A 23,830-nucleotide genomic window follows, 5' to 3' on the forward strand; every position below is an offset into this window, starting at 1 on the left:
CCTTATAATTGACTCATTAAATTAGCGAGCGCTTCTTTTTCATCATCATCTATAGCCTCGATCTGTTCCTCAACATTCTCAGCCACAATAACCGTTTCATCGTAAGCAGGGAATGTAACTAAACTCACTTCAAATACCTGGTTAATTTTCAGGATGACATCAATTTTGTTTTCCCAATCTGTAGCAATCACAGCGTTATTATCGAACCAAAACGACATACCATCTATGATTTCCCGCTCCACACGATCAAAAGCATAATCATCAATCCATGTATCACCCAATGTAACCTCAACAAACAATCCTACATCGTCAATTTCTGCTCGCATATTTTTACCAACGCGCCCTAGTACCCATGTCGTATTATGATCCAGCAGAATGACAAGCCTTGAGAAGTCAACGCCCTCCAACGCTTTCTTGTCCACCTTTTCTATCCACTGGCTGGATACCCACGGTTTGCCTGGTACATCAAATAAGATCGGATAACCTCGTAACCGTCGAATGACCTTTCCATCTACTTCATCTGATACAGCCCTGAAACCTGTACCCTTACTTTCGAAATTTACTTTCCGTTTTTCTTGAGCCGCAAGCGGCGACTTTTTAACCGTCGTCTCCATCTGTCTCACCTCCCCCTACCACATAATTCCCTTCCGGTAACGTTTGAAAATTCTTGCTTTCCATAAACTCATCAAGCTCAGCAGGGCCGCGCGGTAATCCGATACGCTTTCTTATCTCGTTCCGGTTCACAACACCCCCGAATAACATTTCTTTAAAAAATGTTGTCTTTGCGGTTAGTGTACTAACTTCCAAATCCACTAACTCAGCCAATACTTTGTTGTTATGACCAATCTCAATAAAGGAAAATAACTTGTAAGTTAATTCTTCTATAGCCTGGAATACGATAGGTTTAATTGTGTTGTCGACGAACTGTTCGACCTGAATTTCCGTCGCGGTATGCGTCACAATTTCTTTCGACATGCCAAAATAGTTATAAAGATAACTAATGATCGATTCAAGCAAGTCCTTATTTAGTGGACTGATCTTCATATCTAATTTGTGGATGTCGTATTCCGCTCCGATCATTCCGAAACCCGTAGTGTTTTCAGATGTAAGGAATAAGTCCTTAAACTCGTCCAACTTCTTTTTCATGTCTGATCCCTTGAGCGCTGTTTTAACTTGTAATAACGCAGCAATTCGTTGGCTGTTCTCGCTGTCCTTTACAGCTTGCGCTTGTAAGGTGTTTACAATCTGCACATACGAACCAGTCGCTTGCTTCTGTGCCCCACCCGTTTGCGTGGGAAAGCGCTGAAGGTGAATAATGTCGTCATAATAAAAGCTGTAGCTCTTTGCATGAGGGAAATGGATTATGATGCGTCCATCCTCGCTTTGCTGGAACTGGAATTGAGTAAACGGAAGAACATATAATGCTTGCAACTCTCCATTATCGTTCCAATCAGGAAAGATAAACACGTTGTTATGAATCAATAACCGTGTCGTGACATAAGTCCAAAATACTTGTGGAGACTGATATGGATTTGTTCTAACGCTGAGTACATAATGCAATCTATCGTTAACCAGAACCTCATTCCCTTTGTCATCTGCCCTTGCATGGTAAAAAGGGACGCTGCCTATTTTTTCTGCTACAAAATTGATTGCTGTACGTACTTCGGGAATATTGTAAAGCTCACGTCCGAAGAACCCTAATGGCGTGCCTTGATTGAGTAAGTCAATGATTTGTGCCGCTGAAAACTCTTGTTCTTTGCGGAACAAGTTCTTAGCCCGCTGCCAAACATTCAAACTATCACCCCCTTTATGATTGATACACTTCGAACTGATCTTTAACTTTCTTATATGCAATATAAGCAATCAAAAAAGACACGTATCCATCTATACGCGCCCTGCTCCTTGCCTTATCTGGTTGGATATTCGTGTTTACATCAATCTTTGCTGCCGTATTAGTAGTACACCATCGAAACAACCCGTTGTATTCACTATATTCAATCACCTTGTCTTTAAATAATGACTTTGTTTCTTTCATGGGGGTTGATAATGATTTTGCCCCCATTGCAACAGGGAATGTAACCCCCCTACCATTTGCATCCTCTTTAGGGAACCCGTGAATCTCCATATCATCCACCCAATCGCCACCATGCCAGCGATCATATCCGATCTTCCAGAACGTCACACCATACTTTTCTGCCAACTCAACATACCATGCTGTGACATCAGACTTTTTAACCATACTACCATCGCAAATGTGTAGCAATTCTTTGTTGATTGGATCGGTTGCCAAGGTGTTACAAAAGCTTTCGTATGCCATTTTGTCTGCTTCGCTGTTTTGTTTGATACGCTGGCTCGCAATAAAATATTTCTGTATTAATCTAAGCTTACCATTCAAGGGAATGAGTGCAGAAGCACAACAAAGGTCTGTTGTTTCGGCCATGTCTACACCACCTACTGCGTACATATCCTGTATCATGTCGAGCGACATGCTTACAGCACATGCATCGACAATAGTAAGATCAAAATAGATGATACTCAAACTGCTCGCCCTATTTAGATGCTTAGCGAGGAAGGAAGGCATTTGAGCTGGATCTTCTAGCGCCTTCTGATATTCCCCCTCCAAATAACTCATTGTTGGATGGCTACCTAGTCCTGGATTGGCCTTGATCCATGTTGAACGTTCTTCCGGTTGATCATCATCATCTATCCTGAAGATCATTGGGAATAATCGTTCTTGGCTCTCACCAGACAATACTTTTAAACAGCGGTCAAGGATGCTATCAAATATCCCTTCGCGTACAAAGCCAAATGTCGATATGATTACACCTAATGGCTGTGCTCTCGCTCCTACCGCTGACGTAAACACGTCATAAGTATTACGCTGTGTTATGGCGTGACATTCGTCAATAATGTAAGCATGAGGATTCAATCCATCTTGTGAATTGCTGTTTTTGCTCCCAGCTTTCATGTAACTGTCTGTTGCTAGAAATATTAATTTTTCGGCGTTGTCCTTATCCCGCTTCGTTCTCCAATACCTGCGTGGATTACTCGATGGAGTCAGCACATCGCTAGACATTAGTAAGGCTTTGGCATTATCATACACGATACCTGCTTGTGCCTTGATTGTAGCTAAACACCACACCTGTGCAGCAGCTTCTTTGTCGGCCATTAGCAAGAATAATCCTAATGCAGAAATAAAGAAGGACTTGCCCCACTTACGGGCAACAAACAAAACAAGCTCTCTGAAATATCTGACTTCCATTTCAAGTTCTTCGTCATAAATTTTGAATCCAAAAATACAAGCAACTATATACTTTTGTTCGATAGTTAGTTCGAATGATTGTCCTGCCCATCTTCCTTCACGATGCTTCAATAACATGCAAAAATCAATAAACGCATCAACGTCTATCGGATCGTAAAATACCTCTTTACTTTTGAGCAGCTTTTCAACTAACCTTTTTAAGTCCTTGATGTCCTTGCCGTGCTTCTCCGGTTCTCGTTCAACATATTTGTGCCAATCTGATATATATTCAGGGACGAAAGCCAAGTTAACCACCGCGACCCATTATTTTTTGGAATGGATCGTTTCCATCTGTTTTTTTCTTTTCGGCAGGGATTAAGTCGGTTAGTTGTTTACAAGCATTTGTGTAGTTTTTAATTGTTGCGTTATATATCGTTGCTGCTGGCCGCTGCCGATCATAGGTATTCTCACCCTGCGTAAATTCTTCAACAGTGCCATTATCGTTAATATCGTCTTCTAAGTCTTCTAACGTAATCGCCATGAAAGCAACCCTTTTAATAACTCCATCGGCTGCCGATAGTTTTTCTTTTGGCAACTCCTTTAATAGTCGCTTGAGGCGATTGTATTCTTTTTTTATCCGGTCTTCTCTCGAATGTCCTGAGATAATCGCCAACTTTATCACAACCTTTCAATACTTCGGGGAGGGGGGTATAAAAAACGACTCGCGCGCTTTTGAAGCTTCCCCAATCGGTATTCAGACTTTTTTTATTTTTTTTCACCCCGGGGGGATTTGATTCCAGGAGGAAATAAAAAGTTCTGAAGCCCAATACTTCTATCATGCTTGTGGTTATGGCAGTCGCTGCAAAGATACTGAAGGTTCTCAGGGTTGTAGGCTATGTTCCAATCATGTTTATTATTATCAGTTAGTTCAATGATGTGGTCGACTTCCTTACCTGGCTTAACCTTCTTGTCTCGTATACAGGATTCACACAAACCATCGGCCCTAGAGATTACATAGCGCCTTACTCGACTCCATTCAGCGGTTGCGTATATCTCGGGATGACGGGCCATTTTACACCTCTTTTCCCAATCGTAATTTACATTATTTGTTACTACGAATTACACATATCTTATTCTTGTGTTGAACTCATAAATCCTCATCCAAGCCAATGGTTATAAGGATTCTGTAACAATAAACTCTAATGAGTTACACACTGGCTTAACGAAGGTAACTAAAGGCCGAAATTGTCCATTGCTGCATCCATTCTATCCTGATCCATGCCAATGTACCTTAATGTGTAATCATCTGATGAATGATTCAGCATTTTCTGAACGAGTGTAAGATCCTTCGTTTTTTGATATAAGTGATAGGCCCAGGTCTTACGCATGGTATGAGTACCGATATCAACCAAATCAAACTCTGATGCCGCTTTCCTAAGAATCTTATATGCCATTTCACGCGAGATTGGTCTGTTGTATCCTTGACGGCTTTGAAATAAAAACTCATTCCCAGCTCTGCCCTCTGTATACTGCTTTAACTCACGTTTTAAGACGGGCGTAATTTTGAGGAATTTTTTCTTTCTTGTTTTCATTTCAATCATGATAATATGGTCGCCTTGAACATCTCGTACGCGAAGCTTCAAAATATCCTGTATTCTAAGGCCGCTGTTAATACCAAATACGAACATCATCCGATTACGTACACCGTACTTATCACTTGACCTCAAGAGATAATCTTTAATTTCTTCAAGCAAATAAGCGTCACGAATTGGTTGGACAAAGTTCATTTCTTTTCACCGTCCAACCGTATACATTTAATTGGTTTAAGGCAGAACTGAGCAGGTGCATCCCATCTACCCCACACGCACCCCCTGCATTTCAAGGGCTGCTTAACCATAGGTTTCTTGATATTCTTCACTCTAACTCGTCCACCCCTTCCAAAAGTAAAATACCGCCCCCGAAGGAGCGGTTATGAGAAAGGTTATGAATACCTCGTCCACATGTAGTTATTTGTGCGTCTCACTAATAGGTGGCAATCGTACGGCAAAAATGAGACTTATAAAAAAAGGTTGAATTGCTTTTCTAGCGAAATCTTTTCATCCGCTCTGTCTAGGTAACTTTGTACGGTGCTTTTTGACACATCCATTTCAAGTGCAATTTGACTTAATGGAAATGATAAACCACGGTGCAATGTGTAAGCTTGACGCTCTTGTTCAGTTAAAGTGGATAGAGCTAGGTCGATTTGTAATCGTTCTGTGTCGGATAGCGTGGCGTGGCTGCCACATGATGCAGGTGAAGCATATGATTGCATCCATAACGGATCAAGAATAGTTGTTCTTTGCTGGCCTGATCTCCTATGTATGCCTCTTCTATTTTCTGGGTAATATCCCTTTTTAATGTAATCTATAGAAAATTGCGTACTTGATATCATTTCAGATAAGGTTCTGACATCTCCAGTATCAAGCGAGCTTTCTTTCGCTCGTTGAAGCTGCTTGATTGTCTGCTTGTACTCTGGCAATAAATCCTGCATCGTCTTCTCCCTCCTTGGGTAGCTCGAACGCATCATTCACAATAATCATCTCGATTTGTTTCATGTTAAAACACCTCCCGACTTTTTATTGCACTTATTACATAAGTGCCTTCATCCCCAGAAATGATCAATGGTGAATCAGCTCCGACGAAACCAAGCTCGGCCTTGCTCATTGCTGCTGCTTTGACTGCGTGGATGAGATGACTTGAATCGTAAACAACCTTTACCTCATCCCCTTCTGTCGCGGCTTCGATATAGTCATTTGTAGACCCCAATTCGTTACGGGCTACAATGGTCAATCCATCCTCTTTAGTACTTAGATAAACTAACTTTGTGCCTTTTGTGGTTGTTTTATCGGCAGTGACGGTTGCGAGTTCCACTGAGTTAATCAGCACGTCTGAATCGAGTGTTATTTTGCAGACGGGTTTCAATGCGAGCATTTTTAAAAGTGATGGATAAGGGCCGTTGAGTGTTCTTGTATACAAAACGTGCGTACTTGTTGCAAACACCCCAAAGTTGTCCTGTAGTGCAAAGCTCACTTCACCAGAACCTAAGATGTTCTCTAGCCATTTAAGGTGCTCTTTGGGGATAATAGCCTCGAAATGTTCCTCGCTCGGAAGCTCTAGTTTAAACATTGCGAATTGCTTCTTATCTGTCCCAATAAAGATTAGTTCATTTCCTGAAGCTTGGATTTGCAAACCTTTGAGCGTATCTGGCACTTTTTCTGACTGGATAGCATGATTTGTCTTCTTTATGGCCTTTTTTAAATCACTACTCTGAATAGTAAAGAGCCAATTATCAGGCTCAGTGATTTGGTAAGGGAAATTCACCATGTCCAAAAGTGCTATAGATACCGTTGTTTTTAATCCCTTTACTAATAATGTTTGTTCCTTTGTTTCAAATGTTACATAATCGCCGCGCAGCTTGGTGAGAATATCATATAGTACCGTCGCCGACACGCAAGCACTGCCAACCTCGTCAATAATGGCCTCTACATGTGATTTCGTCATAACTGTATTATCTGAACTAGTAAAATTTATCTGACCAGATGCAACTATAAGAAGGACTGACTTAGGGAACGTCATATTTTTAAGAATGCTAATAAGTTCATTTTTCGGAGCCTTCCATTTCATTTTCTTCGCCCCTTTCATGATCATTGTTTATTTTCCGTACTTCCGCTCTATCTTAGGCCAATCACTTGCAACCGCCTTTAAAGTCTCTCTTGCTTCCTGTTCTCTTTCTTTCATTTCCTCAAAAAGAGATAGGTCACAATGTTCTATTACTGTATCTCTTATCAAATTTTCAATAATTTCAGGACGTAACGCATCTAATTCCCAACACTCATAACCATGCCGATCTATATAATTATTTGCTCTACTATCTGTTAATTTAGTCGGGTTTGGTGGTGGTGAATACTCTTCAATCTGATGCATGTTTAATGCGATTCGGTAAAACTCTGGTGAAATATCAAAAGATTCCCAGTCTGTCCACGATGTCACGGCTCATATCAACGCCGCTAGGATCGTGATCCCCTAAATGAATGATTACGGTTTGTTTGTCGCTAGACATGCGTCTTAATCTACGTGCTGCCATCCACATCTCAGACTGGCTTACATAACCACGACAAGAAAAATAGGGAACATCAAGTTTGTTGCATATCTGCCCAACAATTCCGACCAAGGCGTCTTTTTCAACCCAAACTTCAACATATTTTTCTTGCCCCTCCCATTTGTCATAGGCGAAGGAGTAAGCAGCGGAATTAATGATGTCGCCAGGTGTGTCCCAATGGGAATTACCTCTAAGATTTCTTGTTCTATCTTCAATTGCCATCCAATCAATTAAGCCTGCTATACGTCCATCTGAAATTAGGTTTCCAAGGTTTTTATAACTGCGCTCGTTATTAGGAATGACATCCCTAGCAACTAGTTGGTAATATACTTGGCGTAACGTGAGTGAATAACCTTTTGCTTGATATTCTTCGATGATTCGGTTAACTCTTTCGATTAACTCAAGACTGTTTTGTCTAAATTTAATGTCACGATAGCAGATTTTCATGAGAAACCCCTCCGCATTGAATATTATAAGATCATACGTTCTGTTTTAAGGCGATTAAGTGCCTATTCGGTATATTTTCACTACCGAAGTTCTAAAACGCTGTGGCACCCTCTTAAATTAGTTCTGGTGATGAATTAAGACGCCCTATAATCCAAGTCAAGGAACTTGTTAATGTGTTTAAGGTAAACCATCTCAAACATTCCCGTGCCCGTGTTGCGGCCTTTTGCAATGTTTACCTCAACGATGTTTTTATGCTCAGAATCGTGATTGTAATAATCATCCCGATACAGGAAGATGATTGAATCAGCATCAAACTCCAACTTACCTGATTCCCTAAGATCGGACATCATTGGCCGTTTATCTTGGCGTTGCTCAACTGCCCGACTCAATGAGCTGATGACAACTATTGGACAATCATTTTCGCGGGCAATGCGCTTGAGCTGCCCACTCACGTATTCCGTTTCCTCGCGCGAGTTGGCAAACTTTTTGCCGCCACTTATAAGCTGTAAATAGTCGATGTAAATAATAACTCTGCCAAACGTACGTTTAAAGTTTCTAACCTTAGTCGCGATTTCGCGTATCGTTGCTCCTGGCGAATCGTCAATGTACAAAGGCATGTCTTTTACAATCTGCCTTGACATTGTGTACTTGCTCCAATCCTCATCGTCCAGACGTCCGGTTCTTATCTTCATACTGTCTATATTTCCGACGGATGAAATGATTCGTTCTGCTATCGGCATATCGGGCATCTCAAGACTTATTATCCCGACTGCATCCACTGTGTCCGATTGAGCAGCCGCCCTCGCATCGTTTAGCATAAATGCCGTTTTACCAACGGAAGGCCGTGCAGCGATCAATATTAAATCTTGATTTTGGTGACCACCTGTAAGCTTATCCATCACGCTACTGGCTGTCTTGACTCCGGTCAGCCCCTTCATGGATTGCCTTGCGACGATTAAATCCTCGTGATCCTCAAGCACTTCCGACATCGGCCTAAAGGATTTTCCGCCGTTGCTCTCTTCGGCCAAGTTTGTTACGCCATCCTGTATGTCAGCAATGAATTGCTCGGCACTCTCTATTGACTTGCCGTCACTCATCTTTTCCGCAAGCAAATCCATCGTCCTACGTCTGAGGGATAACTCACTTACGATGCCTTCGTACTGTTTAAAGTTTCCCACAGTCGGAATGCTGCTTTGGAGCTGCGCCAAGTATGTTATACCGCCAACGTCGTACAGCTTGTTTCCCAAGCGATTAGCAACAGTTGTAATATCTATCGGCTCGTTCGCTTCGTTCATCTCTAGAAGTGAACCGAAGATGGTTTGATGATTTTCGATATCGAAATCAATTGGATTTAACTTGCAATCAAGCAGCAGGTCAGGTTTGGCGAGGAAGCAGCCTAACACTGATTGTTCAGCTCTAAGGTTTACAAAGTTCTCGTTCATAGGCCTCTTCCCTCTGGTAAATAGACTGCATTGTCCCAACTGGATATTAAGGCAAGTCGTTCCTGCGTCTCGTTGAGTTTACGGGTTGCACTTACTACTCCGTTGTTCGCAGCAATATCCGCAATCGTTGGCGGGTACTTGCTTGATAACATGTGCTTATGCAGGTTCTGAGCTGCAAGGGCGTAATCCACGTCTTTCAACATAGTTTCCCAAAGGGCGATGAATTCATCTGTCATTTCTACCGTCTGGAAGGCTGTTGTAATTAAAGAAAGGATCTTGGTTACCTCCAATGGCTTCATGCTCAATTTCCCCCATTCGTTTTTGAAGTAGTGCTTTATTATTTTGAGTGCGGCTTTTTGTTGGTTTGGAACCTCCATGCATTTTTAAGCCAAGCTCTGGATATTTTTCTCTTAGCTTTTTCGGGCTAAGTATGTTGGTTTGCCAAAATGAATCTGTTGTACACCAATCAATAACGGCTTTTAGTTCTTGCAACGCTCTCTTGTCCAACTCGACTATTTTTCTAAATTCATCTGCCCATTTTTTCATATTGGGCTTCTTGATCAAGTGAGCCACTTTGTTAGCTTCTGCATGTTCCATCACTTTGTTGTGAAAATAACATGCCATTTCAAAATACCGCCCTTCATCATCGTTTTTATGATGAGGGTATAGAGTAATATCTTTATCTATATCTATATCTATATCTAATTCTATATCTGTTGCGTGACAGTCACGATTTGTCACATTGTTACTTGTGACTTGTCCTGTCACCGTCACAACATCGGTCACGCAGTTGTCACGTGACATTCCATCCGACAAGAGGAGTTCTTTTTGTCTCTCTCGCTGACGTTTTTTTCTAAGCCTAGCTTGTTCCTTAACCTTTTCCATTCCGTCTATGTTTTGATGCTTTTCCCAGTTGGGAAGAGACACTCGGCCATCTTCCCACATTTCTATCATTTCAAACTGTTGAAACAACTTGAGAGCCATTTTTACGGTTGTAATTGGACGCCCCATTAGTGATATGAGTAAATCCTCTGTATAAGGGATTTTTTCAGTGAGCATAATAAACCCACCTGCATTAACTTTTCCTGCCATGGTCATCAGCTTGAGCCATATAACGATAATAGAATCCGCTTCTGGCATAGACTCAATAACCTTTATTTTTTCATCGTCAAATAACCCAACTGATAATTTAATCCACTTGATTTCAGACATAACGTCTCCCTCCTATTGCAAAAGGGGCAATATTCGCTTACAATTTGCATGACAATTATTTTTTATCAATTGAACCCTTTGCAGAGGGTTCTTTTTTTGTATGGGGTACAGTAGGAATAAAGGCCACATTTGGCGGTAGCTTTTCAGCAGTACCAATTATTACTCCTTGCTCATTTCGTCTTACCCATATAAGTTCTTGCATCCACGGTTTAGGCATTTTGACCTCCTAAAAGAATCTAATTTGAATTGCTTGCAACGCAAGCTTTTTGTTATAGCTATCAAGTCGATCCATATCAGACAAGTTAACCTTGTTGCGTTCGCTATAAAGGTGCAATGCAAGCTGTAACATAAATCTTTCAGATGCAGACCATGGTTTGGAAACTGTTTGGAGCTTTTTGACATGTACTGTTCCAGCAGCGAGGTCTATATACTCAGATGTGGCATAACGACTTAGTTTTCCATTCTCTTTAAACAAAAAAATCAAAGCTAACCAATACTTGTCCATCATGCTTCTGTCGCTCCTTTTGGCTGCCACGCAGCTATAAATCGAACAATCGCTAACATGTCCTTAGATTGCAAATCGTGATAGGTTGTAACGTTGTACTCGGACTTAATCGCACGATGTAGCTGTCTAAATAATTCTTCGAGAGCTAGTCCAGGCGTAGCAAGCTTGTATACCCGATCATTAATCGCCCTTTGAATACGCTTTTTTTCACCAATCCCCAAAGATTGCACCGATGTATGATTCATCCCGTTTTCTTCTTTCGAGATTGATTCAACTCGTGGAAATTATCCTTTAAAAATTTACTCATCAAATCCCCTCTTATTATCCAACGCCCACCATCACACAAATTTGTAATAGTGGACATTTCTTTTTTATAGACAGGATTGAGCAAGATGTTATCTAATAACCAAACTCGTTTACGACAGGTTTCTGCTTCAAGACGTTTCAGATCCCACCAACATCCTATCTCCAACTCTTTTAAAATGCGTCGAATTTGCTCAGTTGCTACTTGTTGTATGTAATCTTCGTCAACAATAACCTGTACAATTGGTACGCTCATCGTAAATCCCCCCTTTAACTAAGCGCTCTTGTTGTGAATTTGTTCAAATAAATATTCTAGCGAACAAGTAGGAAAAAATAATGTTCGAATCCGGTTAACTTCGCTCCAAGTAAATTCAGTTTTTCCCGACAACTTGTTCCCAAGCGTGCGTTCATTAAGTTTCAACTTTTTTGCCATGGATGAGATTAAAAGATTACTTCTCGCCATTTCAGCGCGGATGTTTGGAAACACTTTTCTCGCCCCCTTTCTATGATGCATCGTATCCCTTGAACAAACAATATTACAATGCATCATAGTTTGTCAACCTTAAATCGACAAAAATCTACACTGTATCGAATTATACTCCTTTACATCGCATATTCTTTGTTATACTATGTAAATATAATTACGATGGAGGGTAGAAAAATGACTCTACAAGAAAAATTAAATCAACTAATGGAACAAAGAGGTATTAATCGTCCTGAACTGGCTAAAGGATCAGGCGTTCCTTATACAACGATTGTGGCCTTGTTTGATAAAGGGGCCGACAATATAAAATTATCTACACTAAGGAAACTATCTGATTTTTTTGGGGTTACTTTAGATGATCTCGCAGGAACAAAAAATAACGTGTATGGGGAATTTGAAACAATCGCCGCACATCATGACGGTGAAGAATGGACAGAGGAAGAATTAGAAGAGATTGAACGTTTTAAAGAGTTTGTAAAACTCAAACGAGGTCAGTAGAGGTGGGATTATTTGCTATACGATAAACTACTTATGAGAGCGCAGAATGACGGGATAGTCGTATATGAATACCCCTTGAAAGGGAATTTAAAAGGCCTTTACAAAGACGGAATCATTTGTATTGACAAGCGCCTCGATACCAGTACAAAAAAAGCCTGTATTCTCTCGGAAGAAATCGGTCATCATCATACATCATGCGGAAACATACTTGATAAAAGAGATTTGAATAGCATTAAACAAGAAAAGTTAGCCAGGGTGTGGGCTTACAAAGAAGTGATTCCTATAGAATCTTTCATCAATGCACATGTACGGGGTATACGCAACCGATATGAGTTTGCCGAGCACTTGGAAGTAACCGAAGAATTTCTAGAAGCATCAATCAATTATTACAAAGAAAAGTATGGCCTCTTCATTAAAATGGGGGCGTATACAATATGTCTTGAGCCTTTAGGCGTACTTGAATTTTTTGAATGAGCAAATTCCAGCCGAAAGGCTGTTTATTATACATACAAAACAGAACATTCGTTCTAAAAGGAGTATTGTTTATGGCTAATATCAGTCACTATCAAACAAAGGAAGGCACAAGATGGAGATATTCATGTTATGTATTAGATCCAACAGGGAAAAGAAAATCTTTAAGAAAGTCAGGTTTCCTAACAAAAAGCGAAGCTCATTTAGCAGCTAGATTAATGGAGGTTAGTTTGAATGGCGAGTTATCAAAAGTACAAAACTAAAGAGGGTATAAAGTGGCTTTACAAGTATTATGGTGAATTAGATCCATCCACCGGAAAGCGAAAACCCTCAACAAAGCGTGGATTTAATACAAAAAAAGAAGCTCAACTGCATGCTGCTCAAACCGAAAAGGAAATTATTGAAGGTTCATTTTTATTACCGTCTGTTAATCCCACATACGGCGAAGTATACAAACAGTGGTATAAAATATACGAAAAAAAAGTGAAAGCTCCCACATTAAAAACAGCTACTTCGAAATTTTCTAATCATGTTCTACCCTTTTTTGAGAAATTAAAAATTAAGGAGATAACCAAATCTTATTGTCAAGACGTGATAAATCAAGTGGCAGAAAAAATTAAGTCAGCAAATGAAATTAAGATGTACGCAGATCAAATTTTTAAATATGCAGTTAGCATGGAGATAATTAGAGATACTCCCATGAAGCACGTCATAGTCCCAACACCAAAGGATGAATACATCCCCGATGACGATGACACCAGAAATTACTGGGAAAAAGAAGAAGTAAAAAATTTTCTGACAATAGCAAAAAACAATTTGAATTTTATTGACTATTTATTGTTTCACCTTCTTATATACACAGGTGGCAGAAAAGGAGAAGTACTTGCTTTAAAATGGTCTGACATAAACGTTAAGAATCAGACGATTCGTTTTAATAAGACACTTTATTTTGAGGATGATAATTTTTATCTTATCACCCCCAAAACGGCTGCTTCTAAGCGTTTGATTAGCATTGATGATGCAACAGTCCAAATGTTAAAAAAGTGGCGTACAGAGAATTCTACGATCTCTGACAACGTGGTAGAATTAAAAGATAAATTTATTTTCTCAAGATTTGACGGTTTACCATATAGGTTAGCTTATCCAAATGATAAACTTGATTCGATAATAGAAAACCACGATCTATACAGTATCACTGTACATGGTCTAAGGCACACTCATGCATCCATCCTGTTTGCAGCAGGAGCTACTATGAAAGAAGTTCAAGTACGACTTGGACACTCTGACATCAAAATGACCATGAACATTTACACTCACGTTACAAAGGCGGTAAAAGAACAAACTGCCAATAAGTTTAAGCTATTTATGGAGGATGACGACGATTACGAAGTTAAAAATGGTCAAAATATGGTCACGACCAAAAAAATAGCAAAATAAAAGCCCCGAACCAAAAAGGTTCGAGGCTGCAATCCCTTGTAGGGCAAGGGTCTTAACGTTTCGAGAATTGTGGCGCGCGACGAGCTGCTTTAAGACCGTATTTCTTACGCTCTTTCATACGTGGGTCGCGAGTCAAGAATCCAGCTTTTTTCAATGCTGGACGAAGTTCTGGGTCTGCTTTAAGCAATGCACGGGAAATCCCGTGACGAATTGCGCCAGCTTGGCCGGAGATACCGCCGCCATGAGCCAACACCAACACGTCGTACTTGCCGACTGTCTCTGTGAGGTTCAATGGTTGCTTAACGATAAGTTTCAAAGTCTCCAAACCGAAGTATTCGTTAAGGTCACGTTTATTGATAACGATGCGGCCTTCACCTGGTACGAGGCGAACACGCGCTACGGAATGCTTACGACGACCTGTCCCATAGTATTGTACTTGTGCCATGGTACTGTCCTCCCTTTCGATTATCCGCGAAGTTCGTAAACTTCAGGTTGTTGTGCTTGATGTGGATGTACTGCGCCTGCATAAGCTTTAACACGAAGCTTCATTCTGTTGCCCATGCGTGTCTTAGGCAACATGCCTTGAACAGCGAGTTCAACCATGCGCTCAGGTTTGTTGTTCAACATTTCTTGAGCGCTTGTCACTTTCAAACCACCTGGATGCATCGAGTGACGGTAGTACATTTTGTTTTGCAATTTCTTACCTGTTAACACAACTTTGTCAACGTTGATGATGACAACAAAGTCACCGCCGTCAACGTGTGGTGTGAAAGTAGGTTTGTGTTTGCCGCGGATCAGTGCCGCAGCTTCGGAAGCGAGACGACCAAGCGTCTTGCCTTCTGCATCGATAACGAACCATTTGCGTTCAACATCAGCTGGTTTCGCCATGTAAGTGGTACGCATGAAACTTCCTCCTCTGGTGAATATGCTGCATTTGAAAGTGTCAGCTCAGCATCATGTGTAATGACACTGCAGCACTTTCAAACTGCGGTATTCGCAATGCTGTATATATCGTTCAAGTCATATGTTACATTTGATTATTAGGTTCTAGACAGTAATGTAATTTCTTTATTGGGGGCCGTGGGAAGCCATAAAGAAACACATTTGTTATTGTACAATAATAAGGGCTTTTACGCAAGTTGTTTTTCGAAAAAAGAAACGCTACAGACGCTCTTCCCCGCCGTAATCAATACTCCATAACATAAGACCGTGAGACATTGCAGTAGGACCTGCTGCTCCGCGATCACATGCGGCTAAAATACCCGGAATTGCTTCCGGTAATATCTTACCTCTGCCCACTACGAGTAAAGTACCTGCAATAATGCGCACCATATTATATAGAAACCCATTGCCTGTGACAAATAAATGATATCTGCCGCGTCCTGGCTCACCGCTCTGGCTCGGCTCATACTCCATCCACGCCTGATATATCGTGCGTACGTGAATCTGCTTTGTCGATTTCGGCGAAGCGAAAGACGTAAAGTCATGCTCTCCTTCCAAATGCTTAAGAGCTGCACGCATCGGTTCCAGTTGTAGGCGTCCCGGATGATGAAACTCATAATGGCGTTGGAACAGATCCGGAATACGTTCTGACAGAATGGAGTAACGATACGTCTTTCGTTTAGCCGAGTAACGGGCATGAAAGTCCATGGGCGCTTCCCAAGCATCCTTAATGACAATGTCACGAGGAAGTCTAGAATTCATCGCCAAGGCCCACCGCTCAATTGGGATAGCGGAGGTCGTAATAAAATTAAACACTTGCCCCTGCGCATGAACACCGGCATCTGTACGGCCTGAAGCCGTAATAACGACATGTTCTTCGGTCAGCATGGCAATCGCTTTTTCAATACGCCCTTGAATGGTATCCAATTCTGGCTGCGACTGAAAGCCGCAGTACGCAGTTCCGTCGTAAGCAACGGTCATCCCTATATTTCGCATGCTAACCTCCGTGACGTACGATAGAATGGCTCTAGAAAAGCACGTTCTATCTCAGACGGTAAATCGTAGTAAGTCGAGCTTAATTGGCATAACCGCAAGATCCCGACAAAAAGAAAAGCTCCTCAAGGGGAGCCTTCTTCCACACTGCTCACACAGTGTTATATCGTGTGTACCGTGTCGTAATTACGCGCGGTCAACGAGTTCCAAGTACACCATAGGCGCTGAATCGCCACGGCGAGGACCAAGTTTCAAGATACGCGTATATCCGCCCGGACGCTCTGCATAACGAGGTGCAAGCTCCGAGAACAGCTTTTGGATAGCGTCTTTCTCCCCATCAACTGTTTCACGACGTACGAATGCTGCCACTTGACGACGAGCGTGCAAGTCACCGCGCTTCGCTTTAGTGATCAACTTTTCAGCAATCGAACGAACTTCTTTCGCTTTAGCTTCAGTTGTTTGAATGCGCTCATACAAGAACAAGTCGGTTACCAAGTCACGGAATAACGCTTTACGCGCGCTGGAATCACGACCCAATTTTTGATATGCCATTGTAGTTTCCCCTCCTTCTAAGACAAGTCCCGTTTAGTCTTCCATTCTCAGGCCCAAACCAAGTTCTTCGAGCTTTTCTTGAACTTCTTCCAAAGACTTGCGGCCCAAGTTACGGACTTTCATCATGTCTTCTTCTGTTTTCGTAATCAGCTCTTGAACAGTGTTGATGCCTGCACGCTTCAAGCAGTTATAAGAACGAACAGAAAGATCAAGCTCTTCGATAGTCATCTCAAGTACTTTTTCTTTCTTATCTTCCTCTTTCTCCACCATGATTTCAGCGTCTTTTGCTTCGTCTGTCAGACCTACGAAGAGCATCAAATGCTCCGTCAAGATCTTCGCGCCGAGGCTCACCGCTTCTTCAGGGCGAATGCTGCCATCAGTCCATACTTCAAGCGTAAGCTTGTCATAGTTCGTCACTTGGCCTACACGCGTGTTCTCTACGCTATAGTTAACGCGGGAGATAGGCGTGTAGATGGAGTCAACAGGAATGACACCGATCGGTTGATCTTCATTCTTGTTGCGATCCGCAAGCACGAAGCCACGTCCACGATTCGCATAAATGCGCATGTGGAGTCTGGAACCTTGAGCGAGTGTTGCAATGCGGAGATCCGGGTTCAAAATTTCCACATCGCTGTCCGCACGGATGTCACCAGCCGTTACAACCCCTTCGCCATCCGCATCGATTTCGAGAATTTTCTCTTCATCGGAGTGGATTTTAAGCGACAGGGATTTCAAGTTCAAGATAATTTCCGTTACGTCTTCGTAGACGCCTGGAATCGTCGAGAACTCGTGCAGTACACCGTCAATTTGAACGGATGTTACTGCAGCGCCTGGCAAAGAGGACAGCAAAATACGGCGCAGGGAGTTCCCTAGCGTTGTGCCGTAGCCGCGTTCAAGCGGCTCCACCACAAACTTGCCGTAAGTGCCTTCCTCATTGACATCAACGGTTTCGATTTTCGGCTTTTCGATCTCAATCACTTGTATAACCCTCCTTCAAAACGTCGCTGGCGTTAACTTAGAAACACCTAAGGTCGGTCGATTCATGCAGTATGCCTAAACAACCATTATTACCAACAGGCGTAAGTTATATACGACATTTGAGTCGTGCGTATAACTATACGCGACGACGTTTTGGCGGACGGCAGCCGTTGTGCGGGATTGGAGTTACGTCTTTAATGGAGCTAACTTCCAAACCTGCAGCTTGCAAGGAACGGATGGCAGCTTCACGGCCTGCGCCTGGGCCTTTAACCATTACTTCTACCGTCTTCATGCCATGTTCCATAGCTGCTTTCGCAGCTGTTTCTGCAGCCAATTGAGCGGCGAACGGAGTAGATTTACGTGAGCCTTTGAAGCCCGATCCACCTGAAGTCGCCCAAGAAATTGCATTACCGTGTGTATCCGTGATTGTTACAATCGTGTTGTTAAACGTGGAACGGATATGTGCCACACCAGTGTCAATATTTTTGCGATCACGACGTTTAGTACGTACTGCTTTTTTCGGTTTAGCCATTGCTACTTATCCCTCCTTACTTCTTCTTATTAGCTACCGTACGACGAGGACCTTTGCGTGTACGAGCATTAGTCTTAGTACGTTGTCCGCGAACAGGCAAGCCACGGCGATGACGGATACCACGATAGCATCCAATCTCAACCAAACGCTTGATGTTCAAAGAAATTTCACGGCGAAGGTCACCTTCAACCTTAACCTTTTTGTCGATTGCTTCACGGATTGCGTTAACTTCTTCTTCCGTCAAGTCACGAACGCGAGTATCTTTGTTTACGCCAGTTTCCGCGATGATTTTTTGAGAAGTAGTCTTCCCAATACCAAAAATGTATGTTAAGGCGATCTCAACGCGTTTATCACGTGGCAAGTCTACACCAGCTATACGAGCCATTAACGCTACACCCCCTTCTTATCCTTGTTTTTGTTTGTGTTTCGGATTTTCACAGATTACCATAACGTTACCTTTGCGGCGAATAACTTTGCATTTTTCGCAGATAGGTTTAACAGAAGGTCTTACCTTCATGCTGAATACCTCCCAGTCCTAAAGTTGCACACGTCAAACCGCTTTCGATATACCGGACGGTTTGCAAGGCATTGCAAGCGCCCTTCGAGTTCCGAGTGCTATTTTCGATAAGTGATGCGACCTTTGCTCAAATCGTATGGCGACAGCTGTACGACCACTTTGTCCCCAGTAAGGATACGGATGAAATGCATCCGCAGCTTTCCGGAAACATGGGCAAGAATTTGGTGTCCATTTTCAAGTTCAACTCTAAATGTCGCATTTGGCAACGGCTCAATTACCGTGCCTTCAACTTCAATCACATCTTCCTTAGCCAACGTCATTCTCCTTTCTGATTACCATTTGCAGCGGCCAGTTGCTCCGTGTATTTTGCAATAACATAGCGTAGCTTACTGTTTGTGACCCGTCCGCTTTCCTTTAAACTATCGACAACTTCATGGCTTATCGCCTCGTGCAACTCCAAATGAAGCAAGTTTTTACGTTTCGGCTGGTCAAACTTTCGTTTGTCCCCATCCGCTATGTTAACGTATCGCGAAGGCTCCACACCAACAATGATGGCAAGCTTGCCTTCACCGCGGCCCTGAAGCACCTTAACGAACTGGCCGAGCTGCGGGTTCGGAATGCTGCTCATCCCAATCACCTACTTCTCTAATGTCGTTAAGATTTCACAACCGTCCGGTGTTACAGCCACTGTATGCTCAAAATGAGCACACCATGTTCCGTCCACCGTTACAACCGTCCAGTTATCCGCGAGCGTCTTCACATAACGTTCCCCGATAACGACCATCGGCTCAATGGCGAGCGTCATGCCCGGTTTGAGACGAGGTCCGCGATCCGGAGTGCCATAGTTCGGAATTTGCGGTTCTTCATGAAGATCCGCACCTACCCCGTGACCAACGTACTCACGTACAACGGAAAAACCTGCATCCTCGATCACGCGTTCAATCGCATGGGATATCGTGTACAGGCGGACATCCGACTTGATAAGTTCAAGTCCGGCATAGAGCGAACGCTCCGTGACGTCGAGCAGCCGCTGAGCGGTGTCCGAAATCTTGCCGACTCCATACGTCCAAGCAGAGTCGCCATGGTATCCGCGATACTGCGCACCGATGTCGATGCTAATGATGTCGCCTTCGTTTAAAATCCGATCGCCGGGAATGCCATGCACCAGCTCTTCATTCACTGATGCGCAAATGCTGCCGGAAAATCCGTTGTAGCCTTTGAAAGAAGGGGTTGCCCCCTTACTGCGAATGAATTTGTCAGCGATGGCGTCAAGTTCCCGAGTTGTAATACCCGGCTTGACGGAGTTGGCCATGAGACGGTGCGTTTCCGCAACAATTCGCCCTGCTTCCCTCATGAAGCCTAATTCCACTTCGGACTTACAAATGATCATTCGTTTTAACCTCGCAGTAAAGATACGATCTCAGACGTCACCGTATCGATTTCCTTCTCACCGTCAACCTGACGCAACAAGCCTTTGTCTCCATAGTATGAAAGCAAAGGAGCCGTCTTGTTGATATATTCGTCAAGGCGTGTTCCAACTTTCTCTTCGGAATCATCCGAACGCTGGTACAACTCGCCTTGGCATTTATCACATACGCCCTCTTGTTGTGGCGGGTTAAAAATGACATGGTACGTCGCGCCGCAAGACTTGCAAATACGTCTGCCTGTGAGACGTGCCAGCAATAAATTACGGTCAACGCTCAGGTCGATGACATGATCAAGCTTACGTCCCATAGCTTCGAGCATATCGTCTAATGCTTCCGCTTGTGCCAAAGTACGAGGGAAGCCGTCCAACAGGAAGCCTTGTTCACAGTCCGGCTGAGCAAGTCGTTCACGAACGACACCAACCGTAACGTCATCTGGAACGAGCAGACCTTGATCAATGTATTCCTTTGCCTTTAGACCGATTGGCGTTCCTTCTCGCATTGCTGCGCGGAATGCATCGCCTGTGGAGATATGAGGAATTCGGAATTCCGTAACAATACGTTCAGCCTGTGTTCCTTTACCTGCCCCAGGAGGCCCCATGAATAGAATGTTCATCGAATGTCACTCCCTTTTTGGTAAGCATAGGCTTAACTTTCGTCGGAAGTGTTAATCTTTCGATGGCATTCGTTAAGCCTCTGCTCTACAAGAAACAGCACAATAGGTGCCGATGAGCCTTAACGGCTCTATCAGAACCTATTGACTATTTGTTGATAAAACCTTTGTAATGGCGTTTGATCAACTGGCTTTCGATCTGTTTCATCGTATCAAGTGCTACGCCGACAACGATGAGCAGCGCTGTACCACCAATTTGTACAGTTCGCGGCAATCCTGCCAGTGCTCCAAAGAACACTGGTATAACAGAAATTACGGCCAAGAAGAGTGCACCTGCAAGCGTGATACGAGACATTACACGTGTCAAGTACGTCGCTGTAGCTTTACCCGGACGAATGCCTGGGATATAGCCACCATTCTTTTTAAGTTGATCCGCCATTTGTTGCGGATTCATTTGAACGAACGTATAGAAGAATGTGAAACCGACGATTAACAGCACGTACAGCACCATGCCAAGCGGCTTGTCGTAGTACATATTGTTAATCACCCAGTTAGCCCATGCTTTCCCCGTCCAGAACTGTGCTATTGTAATTGGGAACATCAATAGCGAAACCGCAAAGATGACCGGAATTACACCAGCACCATTCACTTTAAGCGGAATGTGCGTATTTTGTCCGCCGTACATTTTATTGCCGACGACACGTTTTGCGTATTGCACCGGAATCTTGCGGTTACCTTGCTGAATGTAGATAACCCCTACGATAATAAATACGATGAATAGCGCAATTACAAGCATTTTGACAATGTTTAGGAAGAGCGATCCGTCGCCATTGACAAATTGCGATTGATAAATCTCACCCATATGTGTAGGTATTCCTGCCACGATACCGGCAAAGATTAAGATCGAGATGCCGTTGCCGACACCTTTCTCCGTAATTTGTTCACCAAGCCACATCAGAAACGCAGTTCCGGCCGTTAGAACAATGGCGATTACAATGTAATCTGTTAAAGTCGCGTTCGGAACCATTTGCAACCCGTACAAGCGGTTGAAGCCAATCGCTGTACCGAATGCTTGAATCAGACCCAGAATTATCGTTCCATAACGAGTAATTTGAGCTAACTTGCGTTTACCGACTTCACCTTCCTTCGCCCACTGTGCAAACCTCGGCACGACATCCATCGATAGAAGCTGCACAATAATCGATGCCGTGATATACGGCATGATTCCTAGTGCGAAGATAGAGAATTTGAATAACGCTCCCCCGGAGAACGTGTTCATGAGACTGAACAAGTCACTGCCTTGGTTGGTTGCCTCAAAGACCGATTTATCGACGCCGGGAACAGGAATAAATGACCCAACGCGATAGACGATCAAGATCATAAGCGTAAATAATATCTTACGTCTAAGATCTTCGACCCGCCATATATTCGATACGGTCTTAAACATTAGATCACCTCGGATTTGCCGCCGGCAGCCTCGATCTTCTCTACCGCAGCTTGAGAGAACTTATTAGCCTTAACCGTAAGTTGAACAGACAAATCACCGTTACCCAAGATCTTAATACCGCTCAATGGGTTCTTGATGATGCCTTGTTCCATGAGCAATTCCGGAGTAACTTCTGTTCCAGCTGCAAAGCTGTTCAAGTCAGCTACGTTCAACACCGCATACTCTTTACGAGTAGGATTGGTGAATCCGCGTTTAGGCAGACGACGGTACAGTGGGTTTTGACCGCCTTCAAAGCCCGGACGAACACCACCGCCGGAACGAGCATTTTGACCTTTGTGACCGCGACCTGCAGTTTTACCGTTACCAGATGCAATACCGCGTCCTTTGCGGTAACGCTCCTCACGGGAACCAGGTGCTGGAGAAAGTTCATGTAACTTCATCGTTCGTCGCACCTCCTTAATTATTTATGCCGTTAATGTATTATAAGTTGTTTCATTGTGGTTGAACAAGTTGAAGCTAAGCTGCTTGGCTTAGCCTTCAATTTCTTCTACTTTAACCAAGTGATTCACTTGATTAACCATGCCACGAATCGCAGGGTTGTCATTTTGAACAACCGTCTGATTCATCTTACGCAGGCCCAAAGTGTTCACCGTCTTACGCTGATTCTCTGGACGACCGATCAGACTGCGAACGAGGGTAATCTGCAATTTTGCCATCGTAGTCCCCTCCTTATCCTAACAGTTCCTCAACGGATTTGCCACGCAACTTCGCTACTTGTTCTGCCGTTTTCAGACGAGACAGACCTTCAAGCGTAGCATTTACCATGTTCATTGAGTTAGAAGAGCCAAGCGATTTTGTCAAGATATCGCCTACACCAGCCAACTCCAACACGGCACGAACCGGGCCGCCAGCGATAACCCCAGTACCTTCGGAAGCTGGTTTCAAGAGCACTTTACCAGCGCCAAAGCTTCCAGTTACCAAGTGAGGGATTGTCGTATTGACGAAAGGAACATGAATGAGATTTTTCTTAGCATCGTCGATGCCTTTGCGGATAGCGTCAGGAACCTCGGAAGCTTTACCGATGCCAGCGCCTACCCAGCCTTTGCCGTCTCCGACAACAACGAGTGCACTAAAGCTAAAACGACGTCCGCCTTTTACGACTTTAGACACACGATTGATTTGAACAACTTTTTCAGACAGTTCTAACGTGTTTGGATCAACTCGCAAGTCGTCAACCTCCTTTTGTTAAATTCTTAGAACTCAAGACCAGCTTCACGAGCTGCGTCTGCCAATGCTTGGACACGTCCATGATACAAGTAACCGCCACGGTCAAATACCACTTCAGTTACGCCTGCATCTTTCGCACGCTTCGCTACCAACTCGCCAACTTTGCGAGCGGATTCGACGTTACCGCCGTTAGAGATGCCTTCTGCAACCTCTTTATCCATAGTGGAAGCTGCTGCGATTGTTACGCCCTTAACATCATCGATGAGTTGAGCGTAGATATGTTTAGAGGAACGGAATACGTTTAAACGCGGACGTGCTGTCGTTCCTTCAATTTTCTTACGCACACGAAGGTGACGTTTCAAACGAGCTTTGTTCTTATCGCCTTTCGTAATCACGATTGTTTCACTCCCTTCAGTTTAGCCATTAA

39 protein-coding genes are annotated in these 23,830 nt (G+C 43.2%); 4 read left to right on the plus strand and 35 right to left on the minus strand.

The features are described 5' to 3' along the window. Window positions 1–2: 2 nt before the first annotated feature. The 18 genes from MH117_RS24610 to MH117_RS24690 form a co-directional block, all read right to left on the minus strand. Window positions 3–614 (minus strand): HK97 family phage prohead protease, encoded by a 612-nt coding sequence (locus MH117_RS24610; protein ID WP_239333502.1) that lies wholly within the window; start codon window positions 612–614, stop codon window positions 3–5. Further along, on the minus strand, window positions 598–1,794 hold the full coding sequence (locus MH117_RS24615) for a phage portal protein (protein ID WP_239333504.1): 1,197 nt from the start codon (window positions 1,792–1,794) through the stop codon (window positions 598–600). Before MH117_RS24615 ends, MH117_RS24610 begins: the two co-directional genes overlap by 17 nt. Before the next feature lie 13 nt (window positions 1,795–1,807). After that, window positions 1,808–3,556 (minus strand): terminase large subunit, encoded by a 1,749-nt coding sequence (locus MH117_RS24620; RefSeq protein ID WP_239333506.1) that lies wholly within the window; start codon window positions 3,554–3,556, stop codon window positions 1,808–1,810. Beyond that, window positions 3,549–3,914: a P27 family phage terminase small subunit gene (locus tag MH117_RS24625; protein ID WP_239333508.1), complete on the minus strand. Its 366-nt coding sequence runs from the start codon at window positions 3,912–3,914 to the stop codon at window positions 3,549–3,551. Before MH117_RS24625 ends, MH117_RS24620 begins: the two co-directional genes overlap by 8 nt. A gap of 92 nt (window positions 3,915–4,006) precedes the next feature. Continuing rightward, window positions 4,007–4,312: an HNH endonuclease gene (locus tag MH117_RS26895; RefSeq protein WP_481857297.1), complete on the minus strand. Its 306-nt coding sequence runs from the start codon at window positions 4,310–4,312 to the stop codon at window positions 4,007–4,009. 161 nt (window positions 4,313–4,473) lie between these two features. Further along, on the minus strand, window positions 4,474–5,028 hold the full coding sequence (locus tag MH117_RS24630) for a site-specific integrase (protein ID WP_239333510.1): 555 nt from the start codon (window positions 5,026–5,028) through the stop codon (window positions 4,474–4,476). 269 nt (window positions 5,029–5,297) lie between these two features. After that, a complete protein-coding gene (locus MH117_RS24635; RefSeq protein ID WP_239333512.1) occupies window positions 5,298–5,771 on the minus strand; it encodes a sigma factor-like helix-turn-helix DNA-binding protein in 474 nt (157 codons plus the stop codon). Window positions 5,772–5,836: 65 nt separating this feature from the next. Continuing rightward, on the minus strand, window positions 5,837–6,922 hold the full coding sequence (gene dnaN / locus MH117_RS24640) for a DNA polymerase III subunit beta (protein ID WP_239333514.1): 1,086 nt from the start codon (window positions 6,920–6,922) through the stop codon (window positions 5,837–5,839). Window positions 6,923–6,931: 9 nt separating this feature from the next. Continuing rightward, a complete protein-coding gene (locus MH117_RS24645; protein ID WP_239333516.1) occupies window positions 6,932–7,270 on the minus strand; it encodes a hypothetical protein in 339 nt (112 codons plus the stop codon). Next, window positions 7,239–7,826 carry a hypothetical protein gene (locus tag MH117_RS24650; RefSeq protein WP_239333518.1) on the minus strand — a complete coding sequence of 196 codons (588 nt, stop codon included), beginning with the start codon at window positions 7,824–7,826 and terminating at the stop codon, window positions 7,239–7,241. The genes MH117_RS24645 and MH117_RS24650 overlap by 32 nt, the downstream gene beginning before the upstream one ends. 134 nt (window positions 7,827–7,960) lie before the next feature. Further along, window positions 7,961–9,268, minus strand: a complete 1,308-nt coding sequence (locus MH117_RS24655; RefSeq protein WP_239333520.1) for a replicative DNA helicase — start codon at window positions 9,266–9,268, stop codon at window positions 7,961–7,963. Continuing rightward, window positions 9,265–9,567, minus strand: a complete 303-nt coding sequence (locus tag MH117_RS24660) for a replicative helicase loader/inhibitor (protein ID WP_239333522.1) — start codon at window positions 9,565–9,567, stop codon at window positions 9,265–9,267. The genes MH117_RS24655 and MH117_RS24660 overlap by 4 nt, the downstream gene beginning before the upstream one ends. Further along, a complete protein-coding gene (locus MH117_RS24665; RefSeq protein WP_239333524.1) occupies window positions 9,494–10,480 on the minus strand; it encodes a phage replisome organizer N-terminal domain-containing protein in 987 nt (328 codons plus the stop codon). The genes MH117_RS24660 and MH117_RS24665 overlap by 74 nt, the downstream gene beginning before the upstream one ends. Before the next feature lie 55 nt (window positions 10,481–10,535). Further along, window positions 10,536–10,697 (minus strand): hypothetical protein, encoded by a 162-nt coding sequence (locus tag MH117_RS24670; RefSeq protein WP_239333526.1) that lies wholly within the window; start codon window positions 10,695–10,697, stop codon window positions 10,536–10,538. A gap of 9 nt (window positions 10,698–10,706) precedes the next feature. Then, window positions 10,707–10,988 carry a hypothetical protein gene (locus tag MH117_RS24675; RefSeq protein WP_239333528.1) on the minus strand — a complete coding sequence of 94 codons (282 nt, stop codon included), beginning with the start codon at window positions 10,986–10,988 and terminating at the stop codon, window positions 10,707–10,709. Continuing rightward, on the minus strand, window positions 10,985–11,230 hold the full coding sequence (locus MH117_RS24680; RefSeq protein ID WP_239333530.1) for an ORF6C domain-containing protein: 246 nt from the start codon (window positions 11,228–11,230) through the stop codon (window positions 10,985–10,987). Before MH117_RS24680 ends, MH117_RS24675 begins: the two co-directional genes overlap by 4 nt. Beyond that, entirely contained in the window at window positions 11,227–11,544 is a 318-nt protein-coding gene (locus MH117_RS24685; RefSeq protein WP_239333553.1) for a DUF771 domain-containing protein, read from the minus strand. The genes MH117_RS24680 and MH117_RS24685 overlap by 4 nt, the downstream gene beginning before the upstream one ends. An 18-nt stretch (window positions 11,545–11,562) precedes the next feature. Next, entirely contained in the window at window positions 11,563–11,721 is a 159-nt protein-coding gene (locus tag MH117_RS24690; protein ID WP_239333555.1) for a hypothetical protein, read from the minus strand. A gap of 228 nt (window positions 11,722–11,949) precedes the next feature. Between MH117_RS24690 and MH117_RS24695 the strand changes: the two genes are divergently transcribed. The 4 genes from MH117_RS24695 to MH117_RS24710 all read left to right on the plus strand — a co-directional run bounded on the left by MH117_RS24695 (window position 11,950) and on the right by MH117_RS24710 (window position 14,178). After that, a complete protein-coding gene (locus MH117_RS24695) occupies window positions 11,950–12,270 on the plus strand; it encodes a helix-turn-helix domain-containing protein (protein ID WP_239333557.1) in 321 nt (106 codons plus the stop codon). Window positions 12,271–12,303: 33 nt separating this feature from the next. Continuing rightward, complete coding sequence (locus tag MH117_RS24700; RefSeq protein WP_239333559.1) at window positions 12,304–12,744, plus strand: ImmA/IrrE family metallo-endopeptidase; 441 nt, start codon at window positions 12,304–12,306, stop codon at window positions 12,742–12,744. Between the two features lie 71 nt (window positions 12,745–12,815). Continuing rightward, the gene (locus tag MH117_RS24705) at window positions 12,816–13,004 is read left to right on the plus strand and encodes an Arm DNA-binding domain-containing protein (RefSeq protein ID WP_239333561.1); all 189 of its coding nucleotides are present in this window, start codon (window positions 12,816–12,818) and stop codon (window positions 13,002–13,004) included. Further along, window positions 12,976–14,178, plus strand: coding sequence for a site-specific integrase (locus tag MH117_RS24710; protein ID WP_239333563.1), 1,203 nt, complete (start codon window positions 12,976–12,978; stop codon window positions 14,176–14,178). Before MH117_RS24705 ends, MH117_RS24710 begins: the two co-directional genes overlap by 29 nt. Before the next feature lie 52 nt (window positions 14,179–14,230). Here MH117_RS24710 and rpsI read toward each other — a convergent pair whose 3' ends face one another. The 17 genes from rpsI to rplR form a co-directional block, all read right to left on the minus strand. Then, window positions 14,231–14,623 carry a 30S ribosomal protein S9 gene (rpsI, locus tag MH117_RS24715; protein WP_028543538.1) on the minus strand — a complete coding sequence of 131 codons (393 nt, stop codon included), beginning with the start codon at window positions 14,621–14,623 and terminating at the stop codon, window positions 14,231–14,233. A gap of 20 nt (window positions 14,624–14,643) precedes the next feature. Continuing rightward, window positions 14,644–15,081 carry a 50S ribosomal protein L13 gene (gene rplM / locus MH117_RS24720; RefSeq protein WP_239333565.1) on the minus strand — a complete coding sequence of 146 codons (438 nt, stop codon included), beginning with the start codon at window positions 15,079–15,081 and terminating at the stop codon, window positions 14,644–14,646. Between the two features lie 258 nt (window positions 15,082–15,339). Next, window positions 15,340–16,116, minus strand: coding sequence for a tRNA pseudouridine(38-40) synthase TruA (truA, locus tag MH117_RS24725; protein ID WP_239333567.1), 777 nt, complete (start codon window positions 16,114–16,116; stop codon window positions 15,340–15,342). A 183-nt stretch (window positions 16,117–16,299) separates the two neighbouring features. Further along, window positions 16,300–16,665 (minus strand): 50S ribosomal protein L17, encoded by a 366-nt coding sequence (gene rplQ / locus MH117_RS24730; RefSeq protein ID WP_239333569.1) that lies wholly within the window; start codon window positions 16,663–16,665, stop codon window positions 16,300–16,302. Window positions 16,666–16,698: 33 nt separating this feature from the next. Next, window positions 16,699–17,643: a DNA-directed RNA polymerase subunit alpha gene (locus tag MH117_RS24735; RefSeq protein WP_028543534.1), complete on the minus strand. Its 945-nt coding sequence runs from the start codon at window positions 17,641–17,643 to the stop codon at window positions 16,699–16,701. Between the two features lie 136 nt (window positions 17,644–17,779). Continuing rightward, the gene (gene rpsK / locus MH117_RS24740) at window positions 17,780–18,175 is read right to left on the minus strand and encodes a 30S ribosomal protein S11 (protein ID WP_028543533.1); all 396 of its coding nucleotides are present in this window, start codon (window positions 18,173–18,175) and stop codon (window positions 17,780–17,782) included. 16 nt (window positions 18,176–18,191) lie between these two features. After that, a complete protein-coding gene (rpsM, locus tag MH117_RS24745) occupies window positions 18,192–18,560 on the minus strand; it encodes a 30S ribosomal protein S13 (RefSeq protein WP_028543532.1) in 369 nt (122 codons plus the stop codon). Window positions 18,561–18,578: 18 nt separating this feature from the next. After that, window positions 18,579–18,692, minus strand: a complete 114-nt coding sequence (gene rpmJ / locus MH117_RS24750) for a 50S ribosomal protein L36 (protein WP_003333770.1) — start codon at window positions 18,690–18,692, stop codon at window positions 18,579–18,581. A 98-nt stretch (window positions 18,693–18,790) separates the two neighbouring features. After that, complete coding sequence (gene infA / locus MH117_RS24755) at window positions 18,791–19,006, minus strand: translation initiation factor IF-1 (RefSeq protein WP_006676514.1); 216 nt, start codon at window positions 19,004–19,006, stop codon at window positions 18,791–18,793. 2 nt (window positions 19,007–19,008) lie between these two features. Then, entirely contained in the window at window positions 19,009–19,320 is a 312-nt protein-coding gene (locus MH117_RS24760; protein WP_239333571.1) for a KOW domain-containing RNA-binding protein, read from the minus strand. Window positions 19,321–19,329: 9 nt separating this feature from the next. Beyond that, window positions 19,330–20,082, minus strand: a complete 753-nt coding sequence (gene map, locus MH117_RS24765; RefSeq protein ID WP_239333573.1) for a type I methionyl aminopeptidase — start codon at window positions 20,080–20,082, stop codon at window positions 19,330–19,332. Window positions 20,083–20,087: 5 nt separating this feature from the next. Continuing rightward, window positions 20,088–20,732 carry an adenylate kinase gene (locus tag MH117_RS24770; RefSeq protein WP_239333575.1) on the minus strand — a complete coding sequence of 215 codons (645 nt, stop codon included), beginning with the start codon at window positions 20,730–20,732 and terminating at the stop codon, window positions 20,088–20,090. Window positions 20,733–20,877: 145 nt separating this feature from the next. Then, window positions 20,878–22,176: a preprotein translocase subunit SecY gene (secY, locus tag MH117_RS24775; protein ID WP_239333577.1), complete on the minus strand. Its 1,299-nt coding sequence runs from the start codon at window positions 22,174–22,176 to the stop codon at window positions 20,878–20,880. Continuing rightward, window positions 22,176–22,616, minus strand: a complete 441-nt coding sequence (gene rplO / locus MH117_RS24780; RefSeq protein ID WP_239333579.1) for a 50S ribosomal protein L15 — start codon at window positions 22,614–22,616, stop codon at window positions 22,176–22,178. The genes secY and rplO overlap by 1 nt, the downstream gene beginning before the upstream one ends. Window positions 22,617–22,706: 90 nt before the next feature. After that, entirely contained in the window at window positions 22,707–22,892 is a 186-nt protein-coding gene (gene rpmD / locus MH117_RS24785) for a 50S ribosomal protein L30 (protein WP_239333581.1), read from the minus strand. A gap of 13 nt (window positions 22,893–22,905) precedes the next feature. Next, a complete protein-coding gene (gene rpsE / locus MH117_RS24790) occupies window positions 22,906–23,403 on the minus strand; it encodes a 30S ribosomal protein S5 (protein ID WP_028543525.1) in 498 nt (165 codons plus the stop codon). Window positions 23,404–23,429: 26 nt separating this feature from the next. Then, window positions 23,430–23,798, minus strand: a complete 369-nt coding sequence (gene rplR / locus MH117_RS24795) for a 50S ribosomal protein L18 (RefSeq protein WP_239333583.1) — start codon at window positions 23,796–23,798, stop codon at window positions 23,430–23,432. Between the last annotated feature and the right edge of the window lie 32 nt (window positions 23,799–23,830).

Origin of the sequence: Paenibacillus sp. ACRRX, assembly GCF_022346885.1 — a bacterium.
In the GTDB taxonomy this organism is placed as follows: domain Bacteria; phylum Bacillota; class Bacilli; order Paenibacillales; family Paenibacillaceae; genus Paenibacillus_B.